The organism is Bacteroides sp. (assembly GCF_052357945.1).
Taxonomy (GTDB): domain Bacteria; phylum Bacteroidota; class Bacteroidia; order Bacteroidales; family Bacteroidaceae; genus Bacteroides.
The window spans coordinates 39,361-63,135 of record NZ_DAWCXD010000014.1; the positions used below are offsets into that span (position 1 = coordinate 39,361).

Annotated in this window: 16 protein-coding genes; 6 read left to right on the top strand and 10 right to left on the bottom strand. The window is 41.4% G+C overall.

What is annotated here, in order from left to right; translation table 11 throughout:
• Positions 1–97 precede the first annotated feature (97 nt).
• The 4 genes from ACT8YW_RS05400 to ACT8YW_RS05415 are packed head-to-tail and all read right to left on the bottom strand — an operon-like array spanning position 98 to position 4,864.
• The gene (locus ACT8YW_RS05400; protein ID WP_444104279.1) at positions 98–2,182 is read right to left on the bottom strand and encodes a M3 family metallopeptidase; all 2,085 of its coding nucleotides are present in this window, start codon (positions 2,180–2,182) and stop codon (positions 98–100) included.
• Between the two features lie 31 nt (positions 2,183–2,213).
• Positions 2,214–3,299, bottom strand: coding sequence for an endonuclease/exonuclease/phosphatase family protein (locus ACT8YW_RS05405; RefSeq protein WP_444104269.1), 1,086 nt, complete (start codon positions 3,297–3,299; stop codon positions 2,214–2,216).
• A 4-nt stretch (positions 3,300–3,303) separates the two neighbouring features.
• A complete protein-coding gene (locus tag ACT8YW_RS05410) occupies positions 3,304–4,209 on the bottom strand; it encodes a rhomboid family protein (protein WP_128858323.1) in 906 nt (301 codons plus the stop codon).
• Complete coding sequence (locus tag ACT8YW_RS05415; RefSeq protein WP_444104280.1) at positions 4,190–4,864, bottom strand: rhomboid family intramembrane serine protease; 675 nt, start codon at positions 4,862–4,864, stop codon at positions 4,190–4,192. The genes ACT8YW_RS05410 and ACT8YW_RS05415 overlap by 20 nt, the downstream gene beginning before the upstream one ends.
• Before the next feature lie 221 nt (positions 4,865–5,085).
• Between ACT8YW_RS05415 and ACT8YW_RS05420 the strand changes: the two genes are divergently transcribed.
• Both ACT8YW_RS05420 and argS read left to right on the top strand, forming a co-directional pair.
• A complete protein-coding gene (locus ACT8YW_RS05420; protein ID WP_004296482.1) occupies positions 5,086–5,358 on the top strand; it encodes an HU family DNA-binding protein in 273 nt (90 codons plus the stop codon).
• Between the two features lie 83 nt (positions 5,359–5,441).
• Entirely contained in the window at positions 5,442–7,259 is a 1,818-nt protein-coding gene (argS, locus tag ACT8YW_RS05425) for an arginine--tRNA ligase (protein ID WP_444104270.1), read from the top strand.
• Positions 7,260–7,379: 120 nt separating this feature from the next.
• Here the strand turns inward: argS and ACT8YW_RS05430 are convergent, their stop codons facing one another.
• Both ACT8YW_RS05430 and topA read right to left on the bottom strand, forming a co-directional pair.
• Positions 7,380–9,404, bottom strand: a complete 2,025-nt coding sequence (locus tag ACT8YW_RS05430; protein ID WP_444104271.1) for an LruC domain-containing protein — start codon at positions 9,402–9,404, stop codon at positions 7,380–7,382.
• A 72-nt stretch (positions 9,405–9,476) separates the two neighbouring features.
• Positions 9,477–11,822, bottom strand: a complete 2,346-nt coding sequence (gene topA / locus ACT8YW_RS05435; RefSeq protein WP_444104272.1) for a type I DNA topoisomerase — start codon at positions 11,820–11,822, stop codon at positions 9,477–9,479.
• Positions 11,823–12,161: 339 nt separating this feature from the next.
• On the opposite strand from topA, the gene ACT8YW_RS05440 reads away from it, so the two are divergent.
• Together ACT8YW_RS05440 and ACT8YW_RS05445 are read left to right on the top strand one after the other, a co-directional pair.
• On the top strand, positions 12,162–12,767 hold the full coding sequence (locus tag ACT8YW_RS05440) for an HU family DNA-binding protein (RefSeq protein ID WP_004323869.1): 606 nt from the start codon (positions 12,162–12,164) through the stop codon (positions 12,765–12,767).
• Positions 12,768–12,825: 58 nt separating this feature from the next.
• Entirely contained in the window at positions 12,826–13,725 is a 900-nt protein-coding gene (locus ACT8YW_RS05445; RefSeq protein WP_004323868.1) for an Rpn family recombination-promoting nuclease/putative transposase, read from the top strand.
• A gap of 101 nt (positions 13,726–13,826) precedes the next feature.
• Here the strand turns inward: ACT8YW_RS05445 and ACT8YW_RS05450 are convergent, their stop codons facing one another.
• The 4 genes from ACT8YW_RS05450 to ACT8YW_RS05465 all read right to left on the bottom strand — a co-directional run bounded on the left by ACT8YW_RS05450 (position 13,827) and on the right by ACT8YW_RS05465 (position 21,200).
• Positions 13,827–15,548, bottom strand: a complete 1,722-nt coding sequence (locus ACT8YW_RS05450; protein WP_444104273.1) for a TonB-dependent receptor — start codon at positions 15,546–15,548, stop codon at positions 13,827–13,829.
• A 21-nt stretch (positions 15,549–15,569) separates the two neighbouring features.
• Positions 15,570–18,587, bottom strand: a complete 3,018-nt coding sequence (locus ACT8YW_RS05455) for a tetratricopeptide repeat protein (RefSeq protein WP_444104274.1) — start codon at positions 18,585–18,587, stop codon at positions 15,570–15,572.
• Positions 18,588–18,610: 23 nt separating this feature from the next.
• Positions 18,611–19,921: an ATP-binding protein gene (locus ACT8YW_RS05460; RefSeq protein ID WP_444104275.1), complete on the bottom strand. Its 1,311-nt coding sequence runs from the start codon at positions 19,919–19,921 to the stop codon at positions 18,611–18,613.
• A 754-nt stretch (positions 19,922–20,675) separates the two neighbouring features.
• On the bottom strand, positions 20,676–21,200 hold the full coding sequence (locus ACT8YW_RS05465; RefSeq protein WP_444104276.1) for an NUDIX domain-containing protein: 525 nt from the start codon (positions 21,198–21,200) through the stop codon (positions 20,676–20,678).
• 212 nt (positions 21,201–21,412) lie between these two features.
• On the opposite strand from ACT8YW_RS05465, the gene ahpC reads away from it, so the two are divergent.
• Positions 21,413–21,979: an alkyl hydroperoxide reductase subunit C gene (ahpC, locus tag ACT8YW_RS05470; RefSeq protein ID WP_004307892.1), complete on the top strand. Its 567-nt coding sequence runs from the start codon at positions 21,413–21,415 to the stop codon at positions 21,977–21,979.
• Between the two features lie 84 nt (positions 21,980–22,063).
• Positions 22,064–23,614 carry an alkyl hydroperoxide reductase subunit F gene (ahpF, locus tag ACT8YW_RS05475; RefSeq protein ID WP_444104277.1) on the top strand — a complete coding sequence of 517 codons (1,551 nt, stop codon included), beginning with the start codon at positions 22,064–22,066 and terminating at the stop codon, positions 23,612–23,614.
• Positions 23,615–23,775: the final 161 nt, after the last annotated feature.

The window sequence follows — 23,775 nt, forward strand, 5'->3', positions numbered from 1 at the left end:
CTTTTTGTCGCATACAAGGCTGCAAATATAGTTTTTTTTTCACATTCATGTGTAATAAGCCCTCAAATATTTGATGTTTAAGGGCTTTTTTGCTGAATTATTTCATTCCTCTGTTTTTCAGTAACGGTTCCAGGCTTGGTTCCGCTCCACGGAAATTCTTATAAAGCACCATCGGGTCTTCGCTGTCTCCCTTCTCCAATACGTTATGGCGGAACAGGTCGGCGGTGTTTTTATCAAATACTCCATGTTCTTTGAAAGCTTCGAAGGCATCATTGTCCAATACGTTGGCCCATAGGTAACTATAGTATCCGGCTGCGTATCCGCCGATGATATGATTGAAGTAAGTCACGCGGTAGCGGGGCGCAATTTCGGGGATGAGATCAAGCTTGTCCATGGCTTCTTTTTCGAATGCAAGCATATCCATATTCTTTACATCCGTTACGGTGTGCAAGTTCATATCGAGGATGGCGGCAGCCAGTAATTCGGTGGTCATGAAGCCTTGGTTGAAAGTCCTCTGTTGCAGTATCTTTTCGATGATTTCATCGGGAATCACTTCTCCTGTCTGATAATGTTTAGCATACATTTTCAGCACTTCCGGTTCGGTTGCCCAGTGCTCATTGATTTGAGAAGGAAGTTCTACAAAATCGCGTACTACATTAGTGCCTGATGTTCCTTTGTATTCGCATTTTGTCAGCAGTCCGTGCAGGGCGTGACCAAATTCGTGAAACAGGGTTTCCACTTCATCCATGGTCAATAAAGAAGGAGTGTCGCCTACCGGCTTGGTAAAGCTGCAAACGTTGCATACCAACGGACGGGTTGTTCCGTGTTGTTCACGATAGTTGCTCATCCATGCACCGCCGCTTTTTCCGGGACGCGGGAAATAGTCTACATAGAAGATACCGAGCTGGGAACCGTCTGCGTCTTTCACTTCAAAGACTTCTACATCGGGGTGATAAGTTGGTATGCCTTCCAGTTTGCTTAGGGTGATGCCATATAATTTGTTGGCTACGGCGAAAGCACCATCGCGTACATTTTCCAGTTTGAAGTAAGGTTTTGTATCCTCTTCAGACAGATTGTATTTCTCTTTCCGTAGTTTTTCGGTGTAATACCACCAGTCCCATGCTTCCAGCTTTTCTCCTTTTCCTTCCTTATCCATTAACTTCTGGAGTTCGCCAGCTTCTGCTTTCGCTTTGGGGAGTGCATAGCTCCATAGATTGTTCAGAAGGCTCATTACGTTGTTGGCGTTCTTTGCCATGGTTTCATCCAGGACGAAGTTTGCATAACTGTCGAAACCTAATAAGTTCGCTTTTTCCAGGCGGAGAGAAACGATCTTGCGGATGTTTTCCTTGTTGTCGTTTCCGTCGTTGTTGTTGCCGCGGTTGATATAAGCTTTGTATATTTGCTCCCGAAGCGGGCGATTTTCAGAATATTGCAGGAAAGGCAGACGGCTGGCGTTGTGCAGGGTGAACAACCATTTTCCCGGTTGTCCGGCTGCTTTCGCTTCTTCGGCTGCACTTTGGCGGAACCATTCAGGCAATCCTGCCAGATCTTCTTCCTTGTCAACGAAAAGTTGGAAGGCATTATTCTCATTCAGCACATTGTTGCTGAAAGTGATGCCAAGTGTAGAAAGCTCCTTGTTGATTTCGCGGAGGCGGGCTTGATCTTTTTCGCTAAGGTTTGCTCCGGAGCGGATAAATCTTTTATAAGTCTTGTCCAGCAGGCGTTCTTGTTCTGATGCCAGGTTTAATGAATCTTTCTTTTGGTAGACATCGTTCACCCGTTTGAATAGTTTCCCATTCAGGGAGATATTGTCATTATGTTCCGAAAGAACCGGTGCCAGTTTGATGGAAAGTGCGGTCAGCGAATCAGTGGTTTCCGCATCTGTCATATTGAAGAAAATGGTGCTTACCCCGTCTAAGATGGGGGCACTGTTATCTAAAGCTACAATCGTATTCTCAAATGTTGGAATTTCCGGATTTTCGATAATGGCTTCGATATTTTGATTCTGTTCTTCTATACCTTTTAGAAAGGCAGGTTCATAGTGCTCTAATTTGATCTTGTCGAAAGAAGGAACACCATACTCGGTTTGAAACTCTGTAAAGAAAGGATTGCTTTCTGTTTTCGTAGCACAGGAGTACATCATACAACTTACTGCTAAAATGGTTAGTGTCTTTTTAATCATCATAAGTGTTTTTTATTAGAGTTTTCAGTTCTTATCGTTTACTGATATAGCACCAAATCGGGTAATGGTCTGATGCCTTGATAGACCGGTCTACAGTGCAGTTGTAGGCCTTCAGGTTGGGGCTAATCAATATATTGTCTATGCGGAAATAGAATTTGTTCAGATTGTAGGAAATACCCAATCCTTTGCCGGATTGTGTGAATGCATCGTCCAGTTCTTGAGTCAGGATGCGGTGTGTGTACGAAATGGAACCATCGTTGAAATCACCGCATACGATGGTTGTCGGGTATTTACTTTCGGCAATGACTCTTGCCACGGAATCTGCTTGTGAAGCCCGAATGGCCGATGCTTCCGCTAGTTTTCTTATTAACTGTCTGAGTCCAGTTTTTACTTTCTTGGCATTCGGGTCTTTAATCATATCTTCATAAATCCCTCTGTCTTCTTTGGTGAGTTTGTTAGATTCCAGATGATTGTTGATTAATGTAAGAGTGTCATTATTCACATTCAGTACATATCTCATGGAACCGTTATAGTTGCTTTTATATTCGATAGGATGTATCGAAAGTATAGGGAATTTGGAGAAACAGGCAAGCTGAACATCTCCTTTTCCTTGCTGGTGGATGGATTGATAAGGATAGGCCTTCAATGCTTTTTTTACATCCTGTTCTGTCAGATACTTTTTATTGGTGGCAGTGTTGTATTCTTGCAGACAAATGATATCGGCATTGCTATTTGCAAGATAAGACAATATAGGGTTTTTACCGTCTTTCTTTTCCAGATTGCTGAAACTCATTACATTGTACGACAGAATTTTGATGCTTCCTTCCGGAATAGTTTTAGTGGTGGAGTTGAAAGGGATATAAGTCCGTATCTGTGGAATACAAATGAGAAGGCCAATGGCGGGCAAAAGGGCATAGCGGTAATTAACGAATGCCCAGAAACCGATAAAAATTAAATTGATAGTCAGGAAGATCGGAAATGCAAGCCCCAGACTGGAGGCAAGTGGATTTATTTTCGGGTTAAGGTAAGGACTATAAGCACTTAGTATCAACGTTCCCACAAAGAGAGCGTTGACAGCAAGTATCAGATATGTGACAAATTTGCCAATATGTTCCATTCTTTTATCTTTTGCTTGCGTCGAACAAGCTTTTCTTTTCTTCTGTTGTCAGACTGTCGTAGCCGGATTTTTTAAGTTTTTCCAGAATACGGTCTACTTCATCAGACTGTGCTTTCTTTTGAGCGTTGTAATCATAATCCTTCTCACGACCGGTAGCACTGTTGCCGTAATGTACTTTCATTTTCGGTTTCCGTTTCCATGTTTTCTTCTGAAACAGAGAGATGAAACCATCCAGAATCCAGTTGATCCAGGAAGTTAAATCAGTTCCTTTGCTTAGGCTGGCAGCAAACCAAAGTCCTGCAAGGGCACCGCCTAAATGGGCGATATGTCCTCCGGCATTGCTTGAGGTAATGGACAATACATCAATTCCGATAACGATCAGTGCCAGGTATTTGAGACGGATGGCACCGAAAAGAAAAAGTTGTACCCTGTAATTAGGCTCACGATAAGCCGTGGCAGCTACGATGGCTAACACGGAGGCTGATGCTCCTACTAATGTTGCCCCCGCTACTTGCGAGCTGAATAAAGGAAATACATTGTAGGCAATCATATACAGCAAACCTCCACAAATACCTCCCAGTACATATAAACCTCTTAAATGTTTTGCCGAGAAAAAGTAGAGAAACAAACTTCCGAACCAATACAGCCAAAGCATATTGAATAGAATATGCAGGATGCCGGCATGCATAAACATATAAGTAAATAACGACCACGGCTGATGAATAAATCCGATAAAGGATGCCGGCAGGGCAAATATACCGAATATATCGGGGGTACTTACTTCAAACAGTCGCAAGAAAACGTTAATCAACGTGCCAATCACAAAGATGCCTACGTTGATATAAATCAGTTGGATAAAAATATTTCCTCTTCTGAATGTCTCTTTTAAATCAGCTATAATATGTCCCATTGTTGTTGCTTTTTTTTCTCCAGTACAAAATCAGGATCAATCCGAATAACATTCCTCCCAAGTGAGCAAAGTGAGCGACATTATCTCCGGCGCTATTGGTAAGCCCTGACCATAATTCAATCGCGGCGTATCCTATAACGAAGAACTTCGCTTTGATAGGAAATGGCAGCGGGAAGATAAACAACCGGTTATTGGGAAATAACATACCGAATGCCAGCAATATGGCGTAAACGGCTCCCGAAGCACCTACGGTGGTCATCATGTTCAAATACTCTTCCATTGGGATAATACCTGTACCTATATTCACTTGTGCGTAGTGGCTAAGTTCCGTTACATATTGAATATACTGCACTCCTTCCTGGATAAGTCCCGCACCGATACCGCAGAGAATATAGTAGAAGAGGAAACGTTTGGGTCCCCAGGTTTGTTCGAGAATCGGTCCGAACATAAAAACGGCAAACATATTAAAGAAAATGTGACTGAATCCACCGTGCATGAACATATAAGTGATTAGCTGTGCCGGATTAAAATCACTTGCAAGGAAAAAATGTAATCCCAGATAATTCGTTAAATCCAGGCCGTAACGTTGGGCTACGATTGTCCCGAAAAATACTAGTACATTGATAATTATCAGGTTTTTAGTTACAGTTGGCATCATTTTAATTTCTGAATATTTAGATAATAGACGCAAAAGTACGAATAAATTCTGTTTTAAAGCATGAAAAACGCTTCCTATTAGCTCTTTTTCAATAATTTGCTGCGTTTTTTTTATGTTTTTATTTGATATGTTGTTTTGTTCGGCTATATTTGTGGAATCAATCCATTGTGGGATAATCTTTTGTGTAACATATATATTAATTAATCATTTTACGTATTATGAATAAGTCTGACCTTATTAGCGCAATGGCTGCTGAAGCTCAAATGAGCAAAGCCGATGCAAAAAAAGCACTTGATGCTTTCATCACTTCAGTTACTAATGCTATGAAAGCTGGTGACAAAGTATCTCTCGTAGGTTTTGGTACTTTCTCAGTAAGCGAAAGAGCTGAAAGAACTGGTATTAACCCTTCTACAAAGGCAACTATTACTATTCCTGCTAAGAAAGTTGCTAAATTTAAAGCTGGTGCTGAATTATCTGCAGCTGTTGAATAAGATAGATAGTTGAAAGAAATTAAGAGAGGAGACGTGATGCGTCTCCTTTTTTTGTATCTTTGCGCGCAAGAAATAACTTGATTATGAAGATAGAAGATAAACTTGTAGCGTCCGTCCTTAACGGACTCAAAGCACTTTACGGTCAGGAAGTTCCTGAAAAGATGGTGCAGTTGCAAAAAACGAAGAAAGAATTTGAAGGACATTTGACGTTGGTGGTATTCCCTTTCCTGAAAATGTCAAAAAAAGGACCGGAGCAAACAGCACAGGAAATCGGTGAATATCTGAAGGCAAACGATCCGGCTGTAGCAGCGTTTAATGTGATAAAAGGGTTCTTGAACCTGACTATTGCATCGGCTACATGGATTGAATTGCTGAACGAGATTCAGGCGGATGAACAGTACGGCTTGGTGCAGGTCACTGACGCTTCTCCATTGGTGATGATTGAGTATTCTTCTCCGAATACAAACAAACCGCTTCACTTGGGACACGTGCGTAATAACCTTTTAGGCAACGCATTGGCTAATATTGTGGCGGCAAACGGCAATAAGGTAGTCAAAACAAATATTGTAAACGATCGTGGTATCCACATCTGTAAGTCCATGCTGGCATGGAAGAAATACGGAAACGGTGAAACTCCTGAAACTTCGGGTAAGAAGGGTGACCACCTGGTAGGTGATTATTATGTATCTTTCGATAAGCATTATAAAGCGGAAGTAAAGGAACTGATGGCTAAATTTACAGCGCAGGGAATGAGTGACGATGAAGCGAAAGCAAAGGCTGAAGCTGAATCTCCATTGATGCAGGAAGCCCGCGAAATGCTGGTGAAGTGGGAAGCCGGTGATCCGGAAGTACGCGGATTGTGGGAAATGATGAACAACTGGGTATATGCCGGATTCGACGAAACCTACAAGAAGATGGGTGTCAGCTTCGACAAGATCTATTATGAATCCAATACTTACCTCGAAGGAAAAGAAAAGGTAATGGAAGGTCTGGAAAAAGGTTTCTTCTACAAGAAAGAAGACGGTTCCGTATGGGCCGACCTGACTGCCGAAGGACTGGATCATAAGCTCCTTCTCCGTGGTGACGGTACTTCTGTCTACATGACTCAGGATATCGGTACGGCTAAACTTCGTTTTGCCGATTACCCGATTAATAAGATGATTTATGTAGTAGGTAACGAACAGAACTATCACTTCCAGGTGCTTTCTATCTTGCTCGATAAACTTGGTTTCGAATGGGGTAAGAGTCTGGTACACTTCTCTTACGGAATGGTGGAACTGCCGGAAGGTAAGATGAAATCCCGTGAGGGTACGGTAGTTGATGCTGACGACTTAATGGAGGAAATGATTGCCACTGCTAAAGAAACTTCACAAGAACTTGGCAAACTGGATGGTTTGACACAGGAAGAAGCTGATGATATTGCCCGTATTGTGGGTCTGGGAGCATTGAAATATTTCATTCTGAAAGTCGATGCCCGTAAGAATATGACATTCAATCCGAAAGAATCTATCGACTTCAACGGTAATACAGGTCCGTTTATTCAATATACTTATGCACGTATCCAGTCTGTACTTCGGAAAGCTGCCGAATCAGGTATCGTAATTCCTGAACAGATTCCGGTTGGTGTTGAATTGAGTGAAAAGGAAGAAGGGCTGATTCAGATGGTTGCCGACTTTGCTGCTGTTGTAAAACAAGCCGGTGAAGATTACAGCCCGTCTATTATTGCCAATTATACTTATGACTTGGTGAAAGAATACAACCAGTTCTATCATGACTATAGTATTCTGCGCGAAGAGAGTGAGGCGGTGAAAGTATTCCGTATCGCTCTGTCTGCTAATGTGGCTAAAGTTGTTCGCTTGGGAATGAATTTGCTGGGTATCGAAGTTCCTTCCAGAATGTAAGACTTTCTCTGAACAAAATATACTTCTGCGGGGTTTCTTTTATATATAAAAGGAACCCCGTATGTGTTTTATTCTCCCCATCCAATATCCGGGCTGCTCTTATTTAAATCGTATCAATCTTTATTTGTACCAATCTTTATTTTGTTTCCCATTCGATGATACCCATCCAGAGAACTTGGGATATGATTGATCGATTCGTTTCCCTTCCTCTGGAACCGGGAGATTACTTACCGGCATATTGATAGCAAACGGCATCAAGTCTGCAGAAACATAATACATCCCTTCTTCTGGTCTGTAGATGTCTTTTCCGGTTCCCAGTAACGATAAGTCGGCTTTGTCAGTCGGGGGATAATTTATCAGATGTAATTCTTTGCCTCTACCCTCGTTGGAACTGATGAAGATAAACGGGTTGTAAGGAGGTACCACATCTTTCTCACTAGCTCCATCAAGCGTGATGGTTACAGTATATTTTTTCTTTGATTCATCAGTGATATTTTTGAATTTTGTCATGTCGTCATACAACAATATGGTTGGGTGAGACTGTCCAGGCTCTGTTTCTTTTCCTTCCATGTATATAGAACTTGATAAACCACTGGCATCAGGCCCCGTTATTTTTACGCTCTTGACATTGCTGTTTGAGAGGTTGTGCAATTGATATCCAAATCCGTTTTGCAGATAACCGCCACAGTGCTGTAAGATAAATTTGTCTTCTATTTCGTAAATGCGATTGTCAAGAGCATTTCGGGTCATCGTACAGGTGTACTTTACCATTACGTCATTCATATCGTAATCACCTAACTTAGGCCATAAGTCTTCAAAAGCCAGTGTACCGGAATAAGAAATTTTATATTGCTCGGGGATTGCTTCGGGGTCCTCAGGCAGTGGAGGCAATGTCGGGTCAATAGCATTCTTTTCTGACGTATGAATATAGAAGATGGCATCTGCATAATCGAAGTCAATGTTATCTTCGAATCCTACTGCTACAATCTGCCCGGACTTGGAATCACGGAGAGATACAGTTCTTTGTGTATTATTCGTGTTTAGATTCCTGGTGGAGTAGCGTGCCCCCATACCTTTTATGATATCGCCCACTTTGTCTTTATCTGTTTCTGAGGTGAGTTTGCTCTTGAATCCCATACCTTGCAGGCACCAGCCAATTGTGACTCCTGCAGGAAATTTGTCTTCGTATTCCCGTGTGTCTTCATTCCAATATTTGAGTTTTATTTCTTCGCCACACACTAATGCTCCTGCTCCTAAAGTCTTGTAAATAGGAGAGGTGTTTGGAAATGCGATTATTTGTTTTATATCACTCGCGCTCTGGGGCGGATTGTTGGTAGGATAGGTGTAATATCCAACTGTATTGTACCATGCAGCAGAGCTGGCTATAAATACGAGACTCACTTCGGTCGGGTTAATAATTGGAATATCTGAAGTCATTTTAATGGAACCATCAAAAAACTCCGGATAATTCTGACTGATGTTCATAACCTTGCTTTTACCGCTCTCATCTTTGACTGTAACCTTTCTGAAAACATACTTGATGTTGTATAGTACGTCTGCCGGAGGTATGTTTATTTTAGGTTCCAGGTTGGTTGGCCTTCCGCTGTTATCCCAGTCTGCATCGGGAAGAACATGCCATTCTTTTAAATAGGTATGTTGGTTCACGGTCACTCCTCTGGTTTTTGATGCCGTTTGTGAGCGTAAGGCAGCGATATATGCATCTTGATTAAATGAAAGTCGACGACTGTCGTCAATCGTTAGTTTAAGAGGAGATACGGTGGCTAAATAATCCGATGATAACCATACTTCCGAGAGGTCCGCCGGGATATTCATCTCTCCGCTGAATTTGCCTTCTTCGTCTGTAACTGCACGGTAGATAGGCTCTATGTCCTTTTGGGACACGCTGCCGTCAGCTGAGTATTCAATGGGATCTTGATCGTAAATGTTAAAAAGGACACGATAATTTTTGCTTTTGAAACAATAATTGATATCCAAAGCGACAGCTTGGGTCATGTTGAAGTCGAAGTATGCCTTTTTTGGCATATGCCTTCTCTCCCAAGATAAGTCACGCTCTTTGTCCATGCAACTGATGGAAGCTATGGTAAGCACTCCTATCATTAAATACTTTAAATTTGTTTGCTTCATAAGTTTGTGTATTAAAAGATAAAGAGCAAATATATACATTTAATTATATAATTTGCTCTTTTTCTAGTTTTTTTATTTCTTTTTCGCGAATCGTCCTTTTTTTGTGGTCGCTGGTCCTTTTTCATCTTGTAATTTGATGAGTTCCAAACAGCTAGCCAAACTCAAATCCTGCGGGACGATATCTTTAGGAATTTTATAATTAGAACCCTTATAGGTAATATAAGGTCCGTAACGTCCGTTCAGAATCTCAAGTTCCGGCTCCTCTTCAAACTTCTTGATGTGGCGTTCCGTTTCTTTCTGGCGTTTCTCCAGAATCAGCTGTTCTGCCTCTTCCAAAGTAATTTCCATCGGGTCAAGTGTTTTCGGGAGCGATACATATACCTTATTGTGCAGGACATACGGACCGAAACGCCCTACGCCTACACTGACTGATTTTCCTTCATATTCGCCCAGTGTACGAGGTAATTTGAATAATTCCAGTGCTTCTTCCAAAGTGATGGTTTCCATGGATTGACCTTTTTTCATTTGTGCGAAGCGTGGTTTTTCTTCATCTTCTACAGTACCAATCTGTACAACAGGACCGAAGCGACCAATCTTAACAGAAACAGTCTTACCTGTTCCCGGTTCTTCTCCCAGAATACGTTCGCCTACTTTATGTTCCGTCTTGATAGCCAATGTATTTTCTACAGACGGATGGAACTTATCATAGAAATTCTTCATGATAGAAGTCCATTTCACTTCTCCTTCTGCAATCTCGTCAAATTCCTTTTCTACGCTAGCGGTAAAGTTGAAATCCAGAATGTCCGGGAAATATTCGGTAAGGAAATCATTTACTACAGTGCCGGTATCCGTTGGGAATAACTTAGCCTTTTCTGCACCGGTAATTTCAGTATGGTTTTCATCCTTAATCTGACCATCTTTCAATGTCATGACATTAAACTGCCGTTCTTCCCCGTCTTTATTACCTTTCTCCACATATTCGCGTTGTTGGATGGTAGAGATAGTAGGTGCATACGTAGACGGACGTCCGATACCCAGTTCTTCCAACTTGCGTACGAGACTTGCTTCCGTATAGCGTGGAGGACGTTGGGTGAAACGTTCGGTTGCGATGATAGGGCCGTGTTCCAACTTCTGGCCTTTTTTCAGAGGAGGAAGCAGGTGGCTCTCATCTTCCTGTTCGTTGTCATCATCATAAGATTCACGGTATACACGCAGGAATCCGTCGAACTTAATCACTTCGCCGATGGCTGTAAATACATCGCTGCTGCCACTTATTGTTATGGTAGCAGTTGTCTTTTCCAGTTCCGCATCTGCCATTTGTGAGGCAATGGTGCGTTTCCATATCAAGTCGTACAGTTTCTTTTCCTGTGCTGTTCCTTCAACGGACTGGTTTTCCATATAGGTAGGACGGATAGCCTCATGCGCTTCTTGTGCACCTTTAGTCTTTGTTTCGAAATGACGGGGGTGTACGTAGCGGTCACCCATCATTTTGATGATAGCGTCTTTACTGCCTGCTGTCGCAAATTCCGAGAGGTTGACAGAGTCTGTACGCATATAAGTGATGAATCCCGATTCGTATAAGCGTTGCGCGAGCATCATGGTCTGCGCTACGGTATATCCCAGTTTGCGTGCGGCTTCCTGTTGCAGTGTAGATGTCGTGAATGGAGCAGGAGGCGTTTTCTTGACCGGGCGGGTAGTAATATCGTCGATGGTAAAGCTTGCTCCCTGACATGCGTTGAGGAAAGCTTTTGCTTCTTCTTTTGTTTTAATGCGGCGAGCCAGTTCAGCCTTCATCTCCACCAGTTTTCCGTCCGTGTCCGGAACGAGGAATACGGCAGTGATGCGATAAGCAGCTTCCGTTTGGAAAGCATGTATTTCACGTTCACGTTCAACGATCAGGCGGACAGCGACAGACTGAACACGTCCGGCAGAAAGTGCCGGTTTCACTTTTCTCCAAAGCACGGGAGAGAGTTCGAAACCTACGATACGGTCCAGAATCCGTCGTGCTTGCTGTGCATTTACGAGGTTGAGGTCAATGTCGCGTGGTTGTTCAATTGCTTTTAAAATAGCGCTTTTCGTAATTTCATGAAATACGATTCGTTTTGTGTTTTCCGGTTTTAGTTTTAAGACCTCATACAGATGCCAGGCGATCGCTTCTCCTTCGCGGTCCTCATCGGATGCGAGCCATACGGTTTCTGCGTCTTTAGCTTCTGTCTTCAGTGTGTTAACCAGAGCCTTTTTGTCTGCCGGGATTTCGTAGCTGGGTGTAAAATTCTTCTCTACGTCGATGCTGAATTCTTTTTTCTTCAGATCGCGTATGTGTCCGTAACTAGAAAGGACTTTAAAATCTTTCCCAAGAAACTTTTCAATCGTTTTTGCTTTTGCCGGAGACTCGACAATGACAAGGTTTTTCTGCATAATTCTTTCTTTTATAATGGCTTGTACCACAATATTCGGGGACAAAAGTAAAAAAAAAGATTCTCCCTACCTTATATTATAAGGAGAATTTAATAAAATCTTAAGATTTACATTTTATTGCAGGAAATAAAATATCAATTGGTATAGGTTAGTTTCTCTATATTCTACGTACATTTGTCTCATTAGTAAGTTAGTTTTCGTTTGACAGTTGTCAAACGAACGCCTGACAACTGTTGAGCTATCGCTTGACTATAGTCAAACGGAAACTGAATAGTAAATTGAATAAATAATATATTGGAAGAGAGAAATTAATCTTTTCCAATGAAAAACTAATAAGTAATGAGTGTTAATTATGACCTTTATGAGACTCCCAACCCTGATAAGAGTGGAGAAGAACTACCACTGCATGCACGTGTCGTTTTGAAAGGCAGTTATACAGCCGAAGAATTTGTAGAACAAGTGACTGCATTTCAGCATATGCCTCATGCGCAAGTGGTAGGTGTCATAGAAGCTATCTCGAAAGAACTAAGACATTTGCTTTTGAAGGGATTTTCCGTTGAATTGGGTGATATTGGTTATTTTACTCTTTCTTTGAATGTGAACAAAGAAGTGACTGATTCAAAAGACTTGCGTTCACCGTCAGTATCTCTTAAAGATATTAATTTGAGAATCAACCGTCAGTTTAAGAAGGATATTGAGACTGAATTGGTATTACAACGTTATCATTCGCCTTTTCGTGTGAAGAATCCATTAGCAGAAGAAAAATGCTTGCAGCGATTAAATAAATTCTTAGAAAAGAATCCATGTATTAATCGGCAGGATTATGCCTTACTTGTTGGAAAGACAAAAACACAGGCATTGCAGGATATTAATGCATTTATTGAAAAAGGGATTTTAAAAAAGTATGGAGCGGGACGATCGGTAGTCTATATAAAGGTAGGATGAGTCATTTTATCGGATATATATACTTGATATTAAACATTTTCTGCTTACCTTTGTTTGCATGAAAAAAGAAAATGGGAAAGGAGACGAACCTATGGCTAGTAATTATATTCGTTTCGATTGGGCTATGAAACGCTTATTGCGTAATAAAGCCAACTTTGCAGTTCTTGAAGGCTTTCTGACTACTCTTCTCAATGAAAAGATTGTCATTCAGAAATTGTTGGAAAGTGAAGGAAATCAAGAAGATGAGTTTGATAAGTATAATCGTGTTGATATGCTTGCGGAGAACTCTAAAGGAGAACTTATTCTGATTGAAGTCCAGAATAACAATGAGTATGCGTATTTCCAACGTATGTTGTTTGGTACTTCTAAATTGGTGACCGAGTACATCAATCGTGGAGAAGGTTATGATAAAGTACGCAAAGTGTATAGCGTCAATATTGTCTATTTTTCATTAGGCAATGGAAAGGATATAGTATATCATGGTAAAACGGAGTTCAGAGGGATTCATCAGAATGATGTGCTGGAGTTGACTCCGTTCCAAAAACAGACGTTTAAGGTCGATGCTGTCAGTCAGCTTTATCCTGAATATTATATATTAAAGGTGAATGACTTTAATCAGGTTGCCAAGAGTCCGTTGGAAGAATGGATTTGTTATCTGAATACAGGTGATATACCAGATAGTGCTACTGCTCCCGGTTTGACGGAGGCCCGTGAACGATTGAAACTCGATAAAATGACGAAAACTGAACTTGAAGCATATTATCGTCATTTGGATAATATTGTAATATTGAAAGATAATATATTGACAGAACGTGCAGAGGGTCGCGCGGAAGGTCGTGCAGAAGGACGTGCGGAAGAAAAAAGAGAAACAGCACGTAATATGAAGGCTTTGAATATTCCTATTAATACTATTTCACAGATAACAGGTCTGTCGGCAGAAGAAATACAAGGTTTATAAATCTATTGGTGACGGATTTGTAGTGAAGACAACAAAATAATTGAAGTTTAAGTTTTTGAGAAGGGGCGTTATCCGGAAATGGAAACGCCCCTTTCATTAATTTAGAATCGGAAACTCAATCCTCCTAAGAAATTGAATCCTTCCGTAGGATAACCTAAATAATATTGATATTTCTTGTTTAGCAGGTTATGTACTTGCGCATAAACAGATACTCCTTTGAATACATTATAGCTGGCTCCGATATGCAAATCATTAATTGCGGTCATTTTTGCATACTCTTTCACTTCTTTCCGGTTGATGTAATCATAACCCAGATTTATGTTAAGAGCAGAGATCGGATGAATACGTACATTGAAAGACATTTCACTGACTGGTTTCACAGCCAACAGATATTCCTCTGTTTTGCTGTCCCAATTACGGTAAGTATATTTAGCTGATATTCCGAGGATATCTTTGTAATCGTAACTGATTTCACCGCCAAGGTAGAGATTATCTGTATTATCTTGAGCAAAAGAAAGATAAGAACCTGAATGAATATTACTTGGGTCAAAACCTAAATAAGATAAGTCGTTCTTTAGATTCTGATAACCACCGAACATGTTGAACCAAAGTCCCGGATAAGGGCTTGCTTTGAATCCGATACTACCGTTGATTTGCTCGTAAGTATCATAAGGACGTTGCACATATCCCAAAGTAGCAGTGGTATTTGCCTCCGGCAGTTCGCTGTAAGGACAGATCTTTTCTAATTTACGGAAATCATTCAGTTGCTTACCACCAGTTGCTTTTGCATAAACAATGTAGCTATCAGAAAAAATATACTGTGCAGTGATATCGGGTGAGATACGGAAAGACTTATCAAATCCGAAAGATAAATCTACATTGGCTCCGATATGCAATTTCCAGTCATCATTATCCAGTTCATAATATGGATTTAAAAGAAGCGTTGTGTAGTTCTTGAAATATTCATCTCCGGTGGAAACATTCTTTGTATATCCGCTGTAGAGAAGATTGTTCATTTCCAAAGCGATAGTTATTAATTGTTGGTCGCCGATAGCTCCCGTGACATCGCCTTTGGTACGTATGATTGTCTCCTTGATACCTGTATTGGCTTCAGATTCATTGAACATGTTATGCTGGCGTTCATACATCAACAGATTTGTTTCTGCATTGAAACGCAGTGGTGCAGTCTCATTAATGAAATGAATGCCCGCATGAAAGTCACCGGATGTGAATTTCTGTTTGCTGTTTACGCTTTCCGGTTGGAAGTTGAAGTTGCTCAATCCGAAGTTTCCGGCAATATTTAAGTCTAGTTTATTAAATTGGTGTGTGTAATCTACATTTGCGCGTGTGCGATAATAAAATGCATTCCATTTTTCGGAGTCTGTGAAAGGAAGCGTTAGTTTACCATCCATTCCATCCATTTGGAAACGTACATTCAATTTGTCTTTCTTCGACAGGCGGAATAGATAATTGGCAAGAACATCCAAATTGCCATAATTACCATATCCGGCACGTATATATCCCGGGGTAGTGCCAAGTTGAACTTCTTTTCCGGTATAGGGGCGCATCAGGCTTGCCGGAACGGAAGTAGCCGGAAAGAACGTTGTAGCATACTCTACTTCTTTCTTACTCACTGTCGGTTCTTCTACTTTAGGCAGGACATTTACTTTCGAAGCGTCCATAATGTCCGGGTTATATTCTTGTTCCACAACGACCGTGCGGTTCATTGTCGTATCCTTCGGTTGGGTCGTTTGGGCTTGAAGGCAGGATGGCATTGAGATTGCCAATGCGAGCCCTCCTATTATATAATGAGATCGTTTCATACTTTTCTATTTTTTTTATTCTCAATTCTCAACTTTCAATTTACGAAGTCTGCTTTCAATCATGCTTTGAATATCGTCATTACCCTGGTAATTCTGTTGCAAACTTAACAGATACTGACGTGCATCCAGATCTTTACCTGTAGCGTGGTAAACATCGGACAGAAGGACAAAACTACGTGCCAGCCAATAAGCATGAGGTGTGCTCTGTTCTATATAGTTGAGCAATTCTTTCTCTGCAGCGGCATATTCTTTTGCATCATAGAGTGATTGTGCAACCTGATATTTTGCTTCGGCACCGTAAGAGTTACGTGTATCTTTTGCCAGTTCACGATAATCTTCCAGTGCTTTTTTGTCAGCCTTTTGCTTGGTGTAGGCTTTAGCACGGTAATAAAGAGCTTCGTTCCTTAACTCCGGACTAAGTTTGGCTTCTGCAAGCAGGTCGGTAGCTGCATGGATGGTTTCTATGTCATCTCTCAACAGGAAGGCGCAACGCAAAATTCCTGTTTCGGCAAGTTGGCGACGTTCTACGTTAGTTGCTTTTTCTTTCAGCATTTTATAGCTAGCCAATGCTTCGGCCATGTTTTGTTGGTTGAACTGCATTTCGGCACGCAAGATTAGCGCTTCTTCTGCAAATGGGTTGTTAGGATACTCCAATAACTTACCGGAATGGAGAAGAACCATATCGTAATTCTTCTGTTCGTTACCAATCAGGCAGAGGTAATAATGCGCATTCAAGCTGAAAGCACCTTCCGGGAAAGTCTGCAAGTATTTGTTGAGACTTGTTTTGGCTTCTTCCATTCGGCCTTTTATATAAATCTTTTCTGCAGCGGCATACGTAAGTGAGTCTTGTTCATTGGCATCGAAACGGATATGTCCCGGCATGGCATTTGCTAAAGCTGCAAATTCGTCGATGCGGTTCAGGTCTACATAAATAGATTTCAAGTCACGCATGGCAAGGCGGGCTTCTTCGCTGCCCGGATATTTTTCGATTACTTCCTTGTAAGCTCCGATAGCCTGATTGTAGTCTCCTTTCTGATAGTACAATAATCCGATTTCTGCAGCGGCTTTCCGGCTGACAGGACTTTCGGGGTATTTGCTTAGCAATTCTTTGAAAGAGGTAATGGCTTGATTGTTGTTATCCATCAGGACATAAGAACGTCCTTTCTCATAAATGGCATTTACTGCATAAGGAGAAGAAGGATATTTACCCACCAGTCGGTTTAACAAAGTGATTTTGCCGGAATAATCTTTCTGTAGTCCCGATACGAGAGCGAGTTGATAGAAAGAATAGTCGCCGGAAGGAGTATTCATTTGTTCCGCTTGTGAGTAGTAATGTTTGGCTTCTTCGAAGCTGCGTACATGCAGGTAACAGTCACCGATACGGTTATAGGCATCGGCAAGCGCGGTTGTATTTTCACCTTTTTCCAGTTGGATGTACTTTTGGAAATAATTGCTTGCCTGTGTATAGTCTTTGCGGTGGAAAGCGATATACCCTAGGTTGTAGTTGGCAAGTGCGTACATTTCGTTATTGGGCTGGGTGGTGAGTTGCAGGTAAGCGTTGAAGTCACGGGTTGCTTCCGTCATTCGGTTGAGACGGTAGTAAGATTCGCCGCACCAGTAGTAAGCGTCTGCTTTGGTCTGCCGGTTGTATTGTCCGATGGCGATGGATTGATTCAGATATTTAAGAGCCTGTGTGAAATCAGCATTGGCAAATGCTTGTGTACCTAGTTGGAACAGGATTTTCTGTTTGGCTTCCAATATTTGTGCACTTGGTTTGGCTATCCGGTCGATGGATTTCAGAGCTGCATCATAACTGCGGGTATTCATGTAAACTTCTACCAAATAGCTGCTGACTTTTTCAGCGTAAGGAGAAGTTGGGAATTCATTCAGGAACTTCTCGAAGGCAGTGACGGATTCGCCGAAAGCGGAAAAGGAAGTTTCATGCAGGCAAAGAGCGTAATTGTAAGCTGCCTGTTCCTTGATTTGCATATTAGCGCTGGAGGCGGCTGCCTGTTCGAAAGCCATGCGGGCTTTGCTTTTTTCCGCCAGTTGCAGATAAGAGAGCCCCATGTGGAGGTATGCATTTTGAGTAAGGGCATCATTGGCAGTTGTGACCTTGCCTAATGTTTCGGCTGCTTTGGAATAGACTTTCGTCTGATAGTAGGAGAGCCCTAACATATAAAGAGCATCGCGACGTGGAGCCGAATGATCTTTATTCAGGTAATTGTTGAATGCTTCCACAGCTTGGTGATATTGTCCGAAGTGGTAGTAGGCATCTCCTAGAATGCGATACATCTCTGCGGCATGCTCGTTATTTGGATAGGTCGACAGATAGTTCTGTGCTACAATCTGTGCTTTATCGTAGTTTTGAAGCTGTGCATAAATTTCGGCAATGTAGTAGGGGACAAGTGCCTTGTACTTCGAATCGTCCTGCAACGGCATGAAACCTTTCAGTGCTTCGTTATAGCGTTTTTGCGTATAGCGGATATAAGAGAGATAATAATCACAGTCTTTGGCATATTGGGGACTGTTGGCGCGCAATGTTTCAAACCAAATTGCGGCTTCTCGTAGATTATCGGTTTTCAGATAACAGGTAGCCAATTGATAAGTGCAGTCATCCCGTTCTTCATTACTCAGTAGACCGAGGTCGGCAGAGTTGAAGAGTGCCAGTGCTTCGTCGTATTTTCCTTCATAGAAATAGCAGGAGGCTAATAGTGCATAAATACGGTTGGCGTAAGGAGTGTCCGGATAACGGTCGAGATACTTGCGCAGGATTTCGATCCGGTTCTTGTCTTTCAGTTCATAAGCGGAACTGGCCAGCATGTATTCTGCGTCTTGAAGAAGGCTGGTGGCTGGCTTTTGTTTTACAAATGCTTTTAGTGCCGGCAGGGCGGCTGCATAATTTTTTTCCTGGAAAAGTTCTTTCCCTTCTTTATAAAGGTTGTCGGTCGAAGTGAGCTTATCACTTGTCTGGGCAAATCCTATCATAGGCGTGCAGCAGATAGCCGCACAAATGAGTCTAGTAATTTCTTTTTTCATAATCGGGTGTTTATGCAAAAGTACTACATATCTTTCAATGAGAATCCTTTGAAAGTTATTTTATAATCATTTAATTCTTTATGTAAAGTTTCTCCTTTCTTTTCCAATGCCGGGATACTTATTTTTCTCGGATTTCTTTTTACTTCTCCGATAAGTGCTGTTTTGTTAAACCGGTTGAGGGCAATCAGGTCTATTTCATTTTCTCCGTTTTTGTCCCAATAGTTACCTACGTCAGTAACTTCCTCTTCTTCAGTGATACGTTCACGGAAATATTTTTCTAACAGTAGGCCGCTGTATTGTTCGTAGTTCTTTTCTACATATTCTATCAGTAAATGGTTTTTCCCCATTTCCAGTACTGCGTTGTTTGAGAAGATGAAGCGAAACCAGAATCGTAGAAAATTGTCTTGCAGGCAATAACGGGTAGCACGACTATTAGGTTTAGCGAACATCGGTTTCACTTTTTTGATTAATGAATATTCATCCTCAAGGTTGGCTAAATAGGAACCGGTGTTTTTATTGATGATGGAATCAATCTCTCGTTGTGTTGTTTTTCCTTCCGCAATGAGAGATAGGATAGAAAAATAATTGGTATAGTCTTTCCCGAACTCGGAAATCAACATGTCTTTGCCTTCTGTCAGAAATGGTGAGCCTTCGGAAAGCGCATAATTTATCATGGCAGTTTTATTAAATGCTTTCGCTTCCATCAATAGGGTGATGTATTTGGCTACTCCACCTGTCAGCAAATACAGGCAAAGCAAATCTTCCGATGTGAATTGGGGAGCATGGTCTGCCAGAATCTCTTTGATAACGGTGGTGGTGAATGGATGCAGAGAAATTCGGGCGGTAAGGCGTCCGTATAGTGGCTCCTTGCGGTCTTCGAATATTCTTTTCATCATTGAATAAACGGAACCGCATACAATGAAATTGATTCTGGAAGTCGCGTGATATTGGTCCCAAATACGTTGTATGTCACTGACGATAGACGGATTGATATAGAGAAATTCTTGAAATTCGTCAATGATTAATGTGAAATTTTCCTTTTGGGAATGTTGCATCAGCAGTTCAAAGAGTTGTGCGAACTCTCTGATTTCTCCATAGATACGAATGCCAAGTGTTTCCTCAATGACAGGTTGATATTGTGCGCAAAGCAGGACTTCACTCTTTCTTGCTACAAATATATATACGAATCGGGTGTCTTTGACAGATTCTAAGAGTAGAGCTGTTTTTCCGATCCGTCGGCGTCCGGTCATTACAGTAAAGCAAGCGCTCGTTTGTGATTGCTCTTTAGCTGCATACAGTATCGCCATTTCTTTCTTTCGGTCGTAGAACTTCATATTATTGCTATCTTAATGGTGGTTAATTTAATGGTCATTAAATTAATGGTGGTTACAAAGATAACACAATATGTCGTATTTTGTTCATTTATAGTAATATAATATGATTGTTTAAGGTTATGTGATCAATTACTCTGATCTATTTGGTTGAGATGAACTTCTATTTTACAAATACATCAATTAACTACTGAAAAATGGCTTATCTTAATAAAAGGAATATTTAAACAGGAATAAAAGGCGTAATTACTGGGGGGATTGAAAAATATTAAAAAGCGCAGAGATTTGTAGGTGTGAAATTCTTTTTTTTTGTTATAGACGATGTTTGTCGATTAAATTGTAATGCTTTTCTTCTTTTTTACTTGTTGTGTAAACTGAAATGTGGCTAGAAACCGACATTTTGTTGTTTGTCGTCTTTCCGATATTTGTGATAAAATAGAAGAAAAATTGTCTTAATTTTCCCTTATTTGTCTTCCTCACCGAGCAAAAGCAGCTTCGTCGGTGAGAAAGGAGGCGTTTCTCGGTGAGGAGGAACTCCTTGGTTTTAAACCAACGAATCTTTTATTGATAGAAAAAGATGCATATTCGACTTGAATTTATACGGTATTAGCCTGTGATTTTGCATATTGTTGCATGTTTTTATGCATTTTATTCTCCAGATCATTATTTTTTTATCTGATGTTTTGGAGGAATATCTTAAAAATGGGACATAACTATAGATGAAATACTCTCAATCTATCAGGCTGATGAGATTATCTTAGCGGCATTGAGCTAGAAACAAGCTAAGTCCGTGCCGGATAGAATCCAACCCAAAATCTTCCGGATGAATCTCGGAGAGAGGCAGGAAGAAAGCATCTGTTACATCATCCATGGCGGAGAAATGGCTCATGTCTTCTACAGTGCAGAGGAAAAACATATCGAGAGTATGTACAGGGAAACCTGAATAAACATAAATATTGGGAAGTGTGAACTGGTAAACGGCTTTTTTAACTTTCAGCCCTGTTTCTTCCAACACTTCGCGGGCAACGCCTTCTTCGCCTGTTTCATTCATATCGATGAATCCGCCGGGTAGGTCGAGAGTTCCTTTGGCTGGCTCTTTGGCACGTCGGCAGACAAGCAGTTCATTTTTCTCATTCAAGATGAGTGCTACTGTGGCGGCAGAAGGATTGAAGTAATAGACAAAGCCGCAATCTGCACATTTTTTAGATTTCTCGTTGTTGACCTCAAAATGAGAGGAACCACATTCAGGGCAATATAAGAATTGGGCAAGAGGATGTTCCATGATCGTATATCTTTTCCAGGTTTTTGTTTATGCTTGCAAAGTTATAAAATGCTTTTATTAATTTCATCTATCATGGCATAGAAATATTCGATTGGACTTTTTTTGCAAAGGCGGGGGGACTGCCTTTATCTTTGCATCAGAAACAAAAAACAAAAGATTGTTTCTGATGTTATAAGTCAAATCAATTAATAACAATAAAAGCAATAAAGATTATGGAACCAATTTTAAATTCTCAACTTCCTGAATTCAGCGTTCAGGCTTTTCACAACGGAGCTTTCAAGACTGTAACCAACAATGACCTGAAAGGTAAATGGGCGATTCTTTTCTTCTATCCTGCCGACTTTACTTTCGTATGTCCTACTGAATTGGTGGATATGGCTGAAAAGTACGATCAGTTCAAGGCGATGGGTGTAGAAATCTATTCGGTAAGTACTGACTCTCATTTCGTGCACAAAGCTTGGCATGATGCTTCTGAAAGTATTCGCAAGATTCAATACCCGATGTTGGCAGACCCGACTGGCGCTTTGAGCCGTGCACTGGGTGTATATATCGAAGAAGAGGGTATGGCTTATCGCGGTACATTCGTTGTCAATCCGGAAGGAAAGATTAAAGTGGTGGAACTGAATGATAACAATATTGGCCGTGATGCAAGTGAATTGCTTCGTAAAGTGGAAGCTGCACAGTTTGTAGCCAGCCATGACGGAGAAGTTTGCCCGGCTAAATGGAAGAAGGGTGAGTCTACCCTGAAACCAAGCATCGACCTGGTAGGTAAGATTTGATAGATCTTGATAATGGTGATTATGGGAGGCCGGTAACGGGAGACGCTGCCGGCCTTTCTTTTAAAAAAATGAAAGGAAAAAGATATGTTAGAATCTGCATTAAAAGAACAACTAAAGGGTATTTTTGCTGGGCTGGAGGCAAACTTTACTTTTGATATATCCGTATCATCCAGCCACGAAAACAAAACAGAATTATTGGAGCTGCTGGGAGATGTAGCGGATTGTTCCAATCATATCACTTGTGTAGTGAATGAGGGAAACGCATTGAAGTTTACTTTACTGAAGAATGGCGACCGCACCGGAATCACATTCCGGGGTATTCCTAACGGACATGAGTTCACATCATTGCTTTTGGCTATCCTGAATCTGGATGGCAAAGGAAAGAACTTTCCTGATGAGGCCGTTTGCAACCGTGTGAAAGCACTGAAAGGTCCGATACATCTGACCACTTATGTTTCGTTGACTTGTACGAACTGCCCTGACGTAGTGCAGGCTCTGAATGCAATGACTACTTTGAATCCGGCTATTACGCATGAAATGGTAGACGGTGCGCTTTATCAGGACGAAGTAGATGCACTGAAGATACAAGGAGTACCCTCTGTCTTTGCAGATGGAAAATTACTTCATGTAGGCCGTGGTGAATTTGGCGAATTGCTTGCCAAGTTGGAAGAACAATATGGTATTGACGAAACCAAAGCGAATGCAGAGGTGAAAGAGTATGATGTGATTGTAGCCGGTGGAGGACCTGCAGGAGTATCGGCAGCTATTTATTCTGCCCGTAAAGGACTCCGTGTAGCTATCGTGGCCGAGCGTGTTGGCGGACAGGTGAAAGAAACGGTAGGTATTGAGAATTTAATCTCTGTTCCGGAAACGACAGGAAATGAACTTGCCGATAATCTGAAAACACATCTTTTACGCTATCCGGTGGATTTACTGGAGCATCGTAAAGTAGAAAAAATAGAAGTGGTTGGAAAACAGAAGCAGATCACTACCTCTGTTGGTGAGAAATTCCTGGCTCCGGCACTGATTATTGCAACTGGTGCAAGCTGGCGTAAACTGAATGTTCCGGGAGAAGCGGAGTATATCGGTCGTGGTGTTGCTTTCTGCCCTCATTGTGATGGGCCGTTTTATAAGGGAAAACATGTAGCAGTAGTAGGTGGAGGAAATTCCGGCATTGAGGCAGCGATTGACTTGGCTGGTATCTGCTCCAAAGTCACTGTTTTTGAATTTATGGATGAGTTGAAAGCAGACAGTGTACTTCAAGATCGACTTAAATCATTGCCGAACGTGGAAGTGTTTGTAAGTTCACAGACTACGGAAGTGATAGGAAATGGTGATAAACTGACTGCCCTGCGCATCAAAGATCGCAAAACGGAAGAAGAACGTTTGGTTGAGTTGGATGGTGTATTTGTACAGATCGGGCTTTCTGCGAATAGCAGTGTATTCCGCGACATAGTGGAAACCAACCGTCCGGGCGAAATCATGATTGATGCACATTGCCGTACGAATGTGACGGGTATCTATGCAGCCGGAGATGTTTCTACGGTTCCTTATAAGCAAATTATTATCTCTATGGGCGAAGGAGCGAAAGCTGCGCTTTCTGCATTTGACGATAGAGTGAGAGGGATTATCTGATTGATGTATTCAGATATAAAAAGCACATAAACAAAACATTAGCAAGAGGAGAAATGACTCCTCTAAAAAATACCCCCGTTACAGATTTGTAGCGAGGGCTATTTTATATTTAACGTGAGTTCGATATAAATCAATAAATATATCATTGAAAAATAGGCACA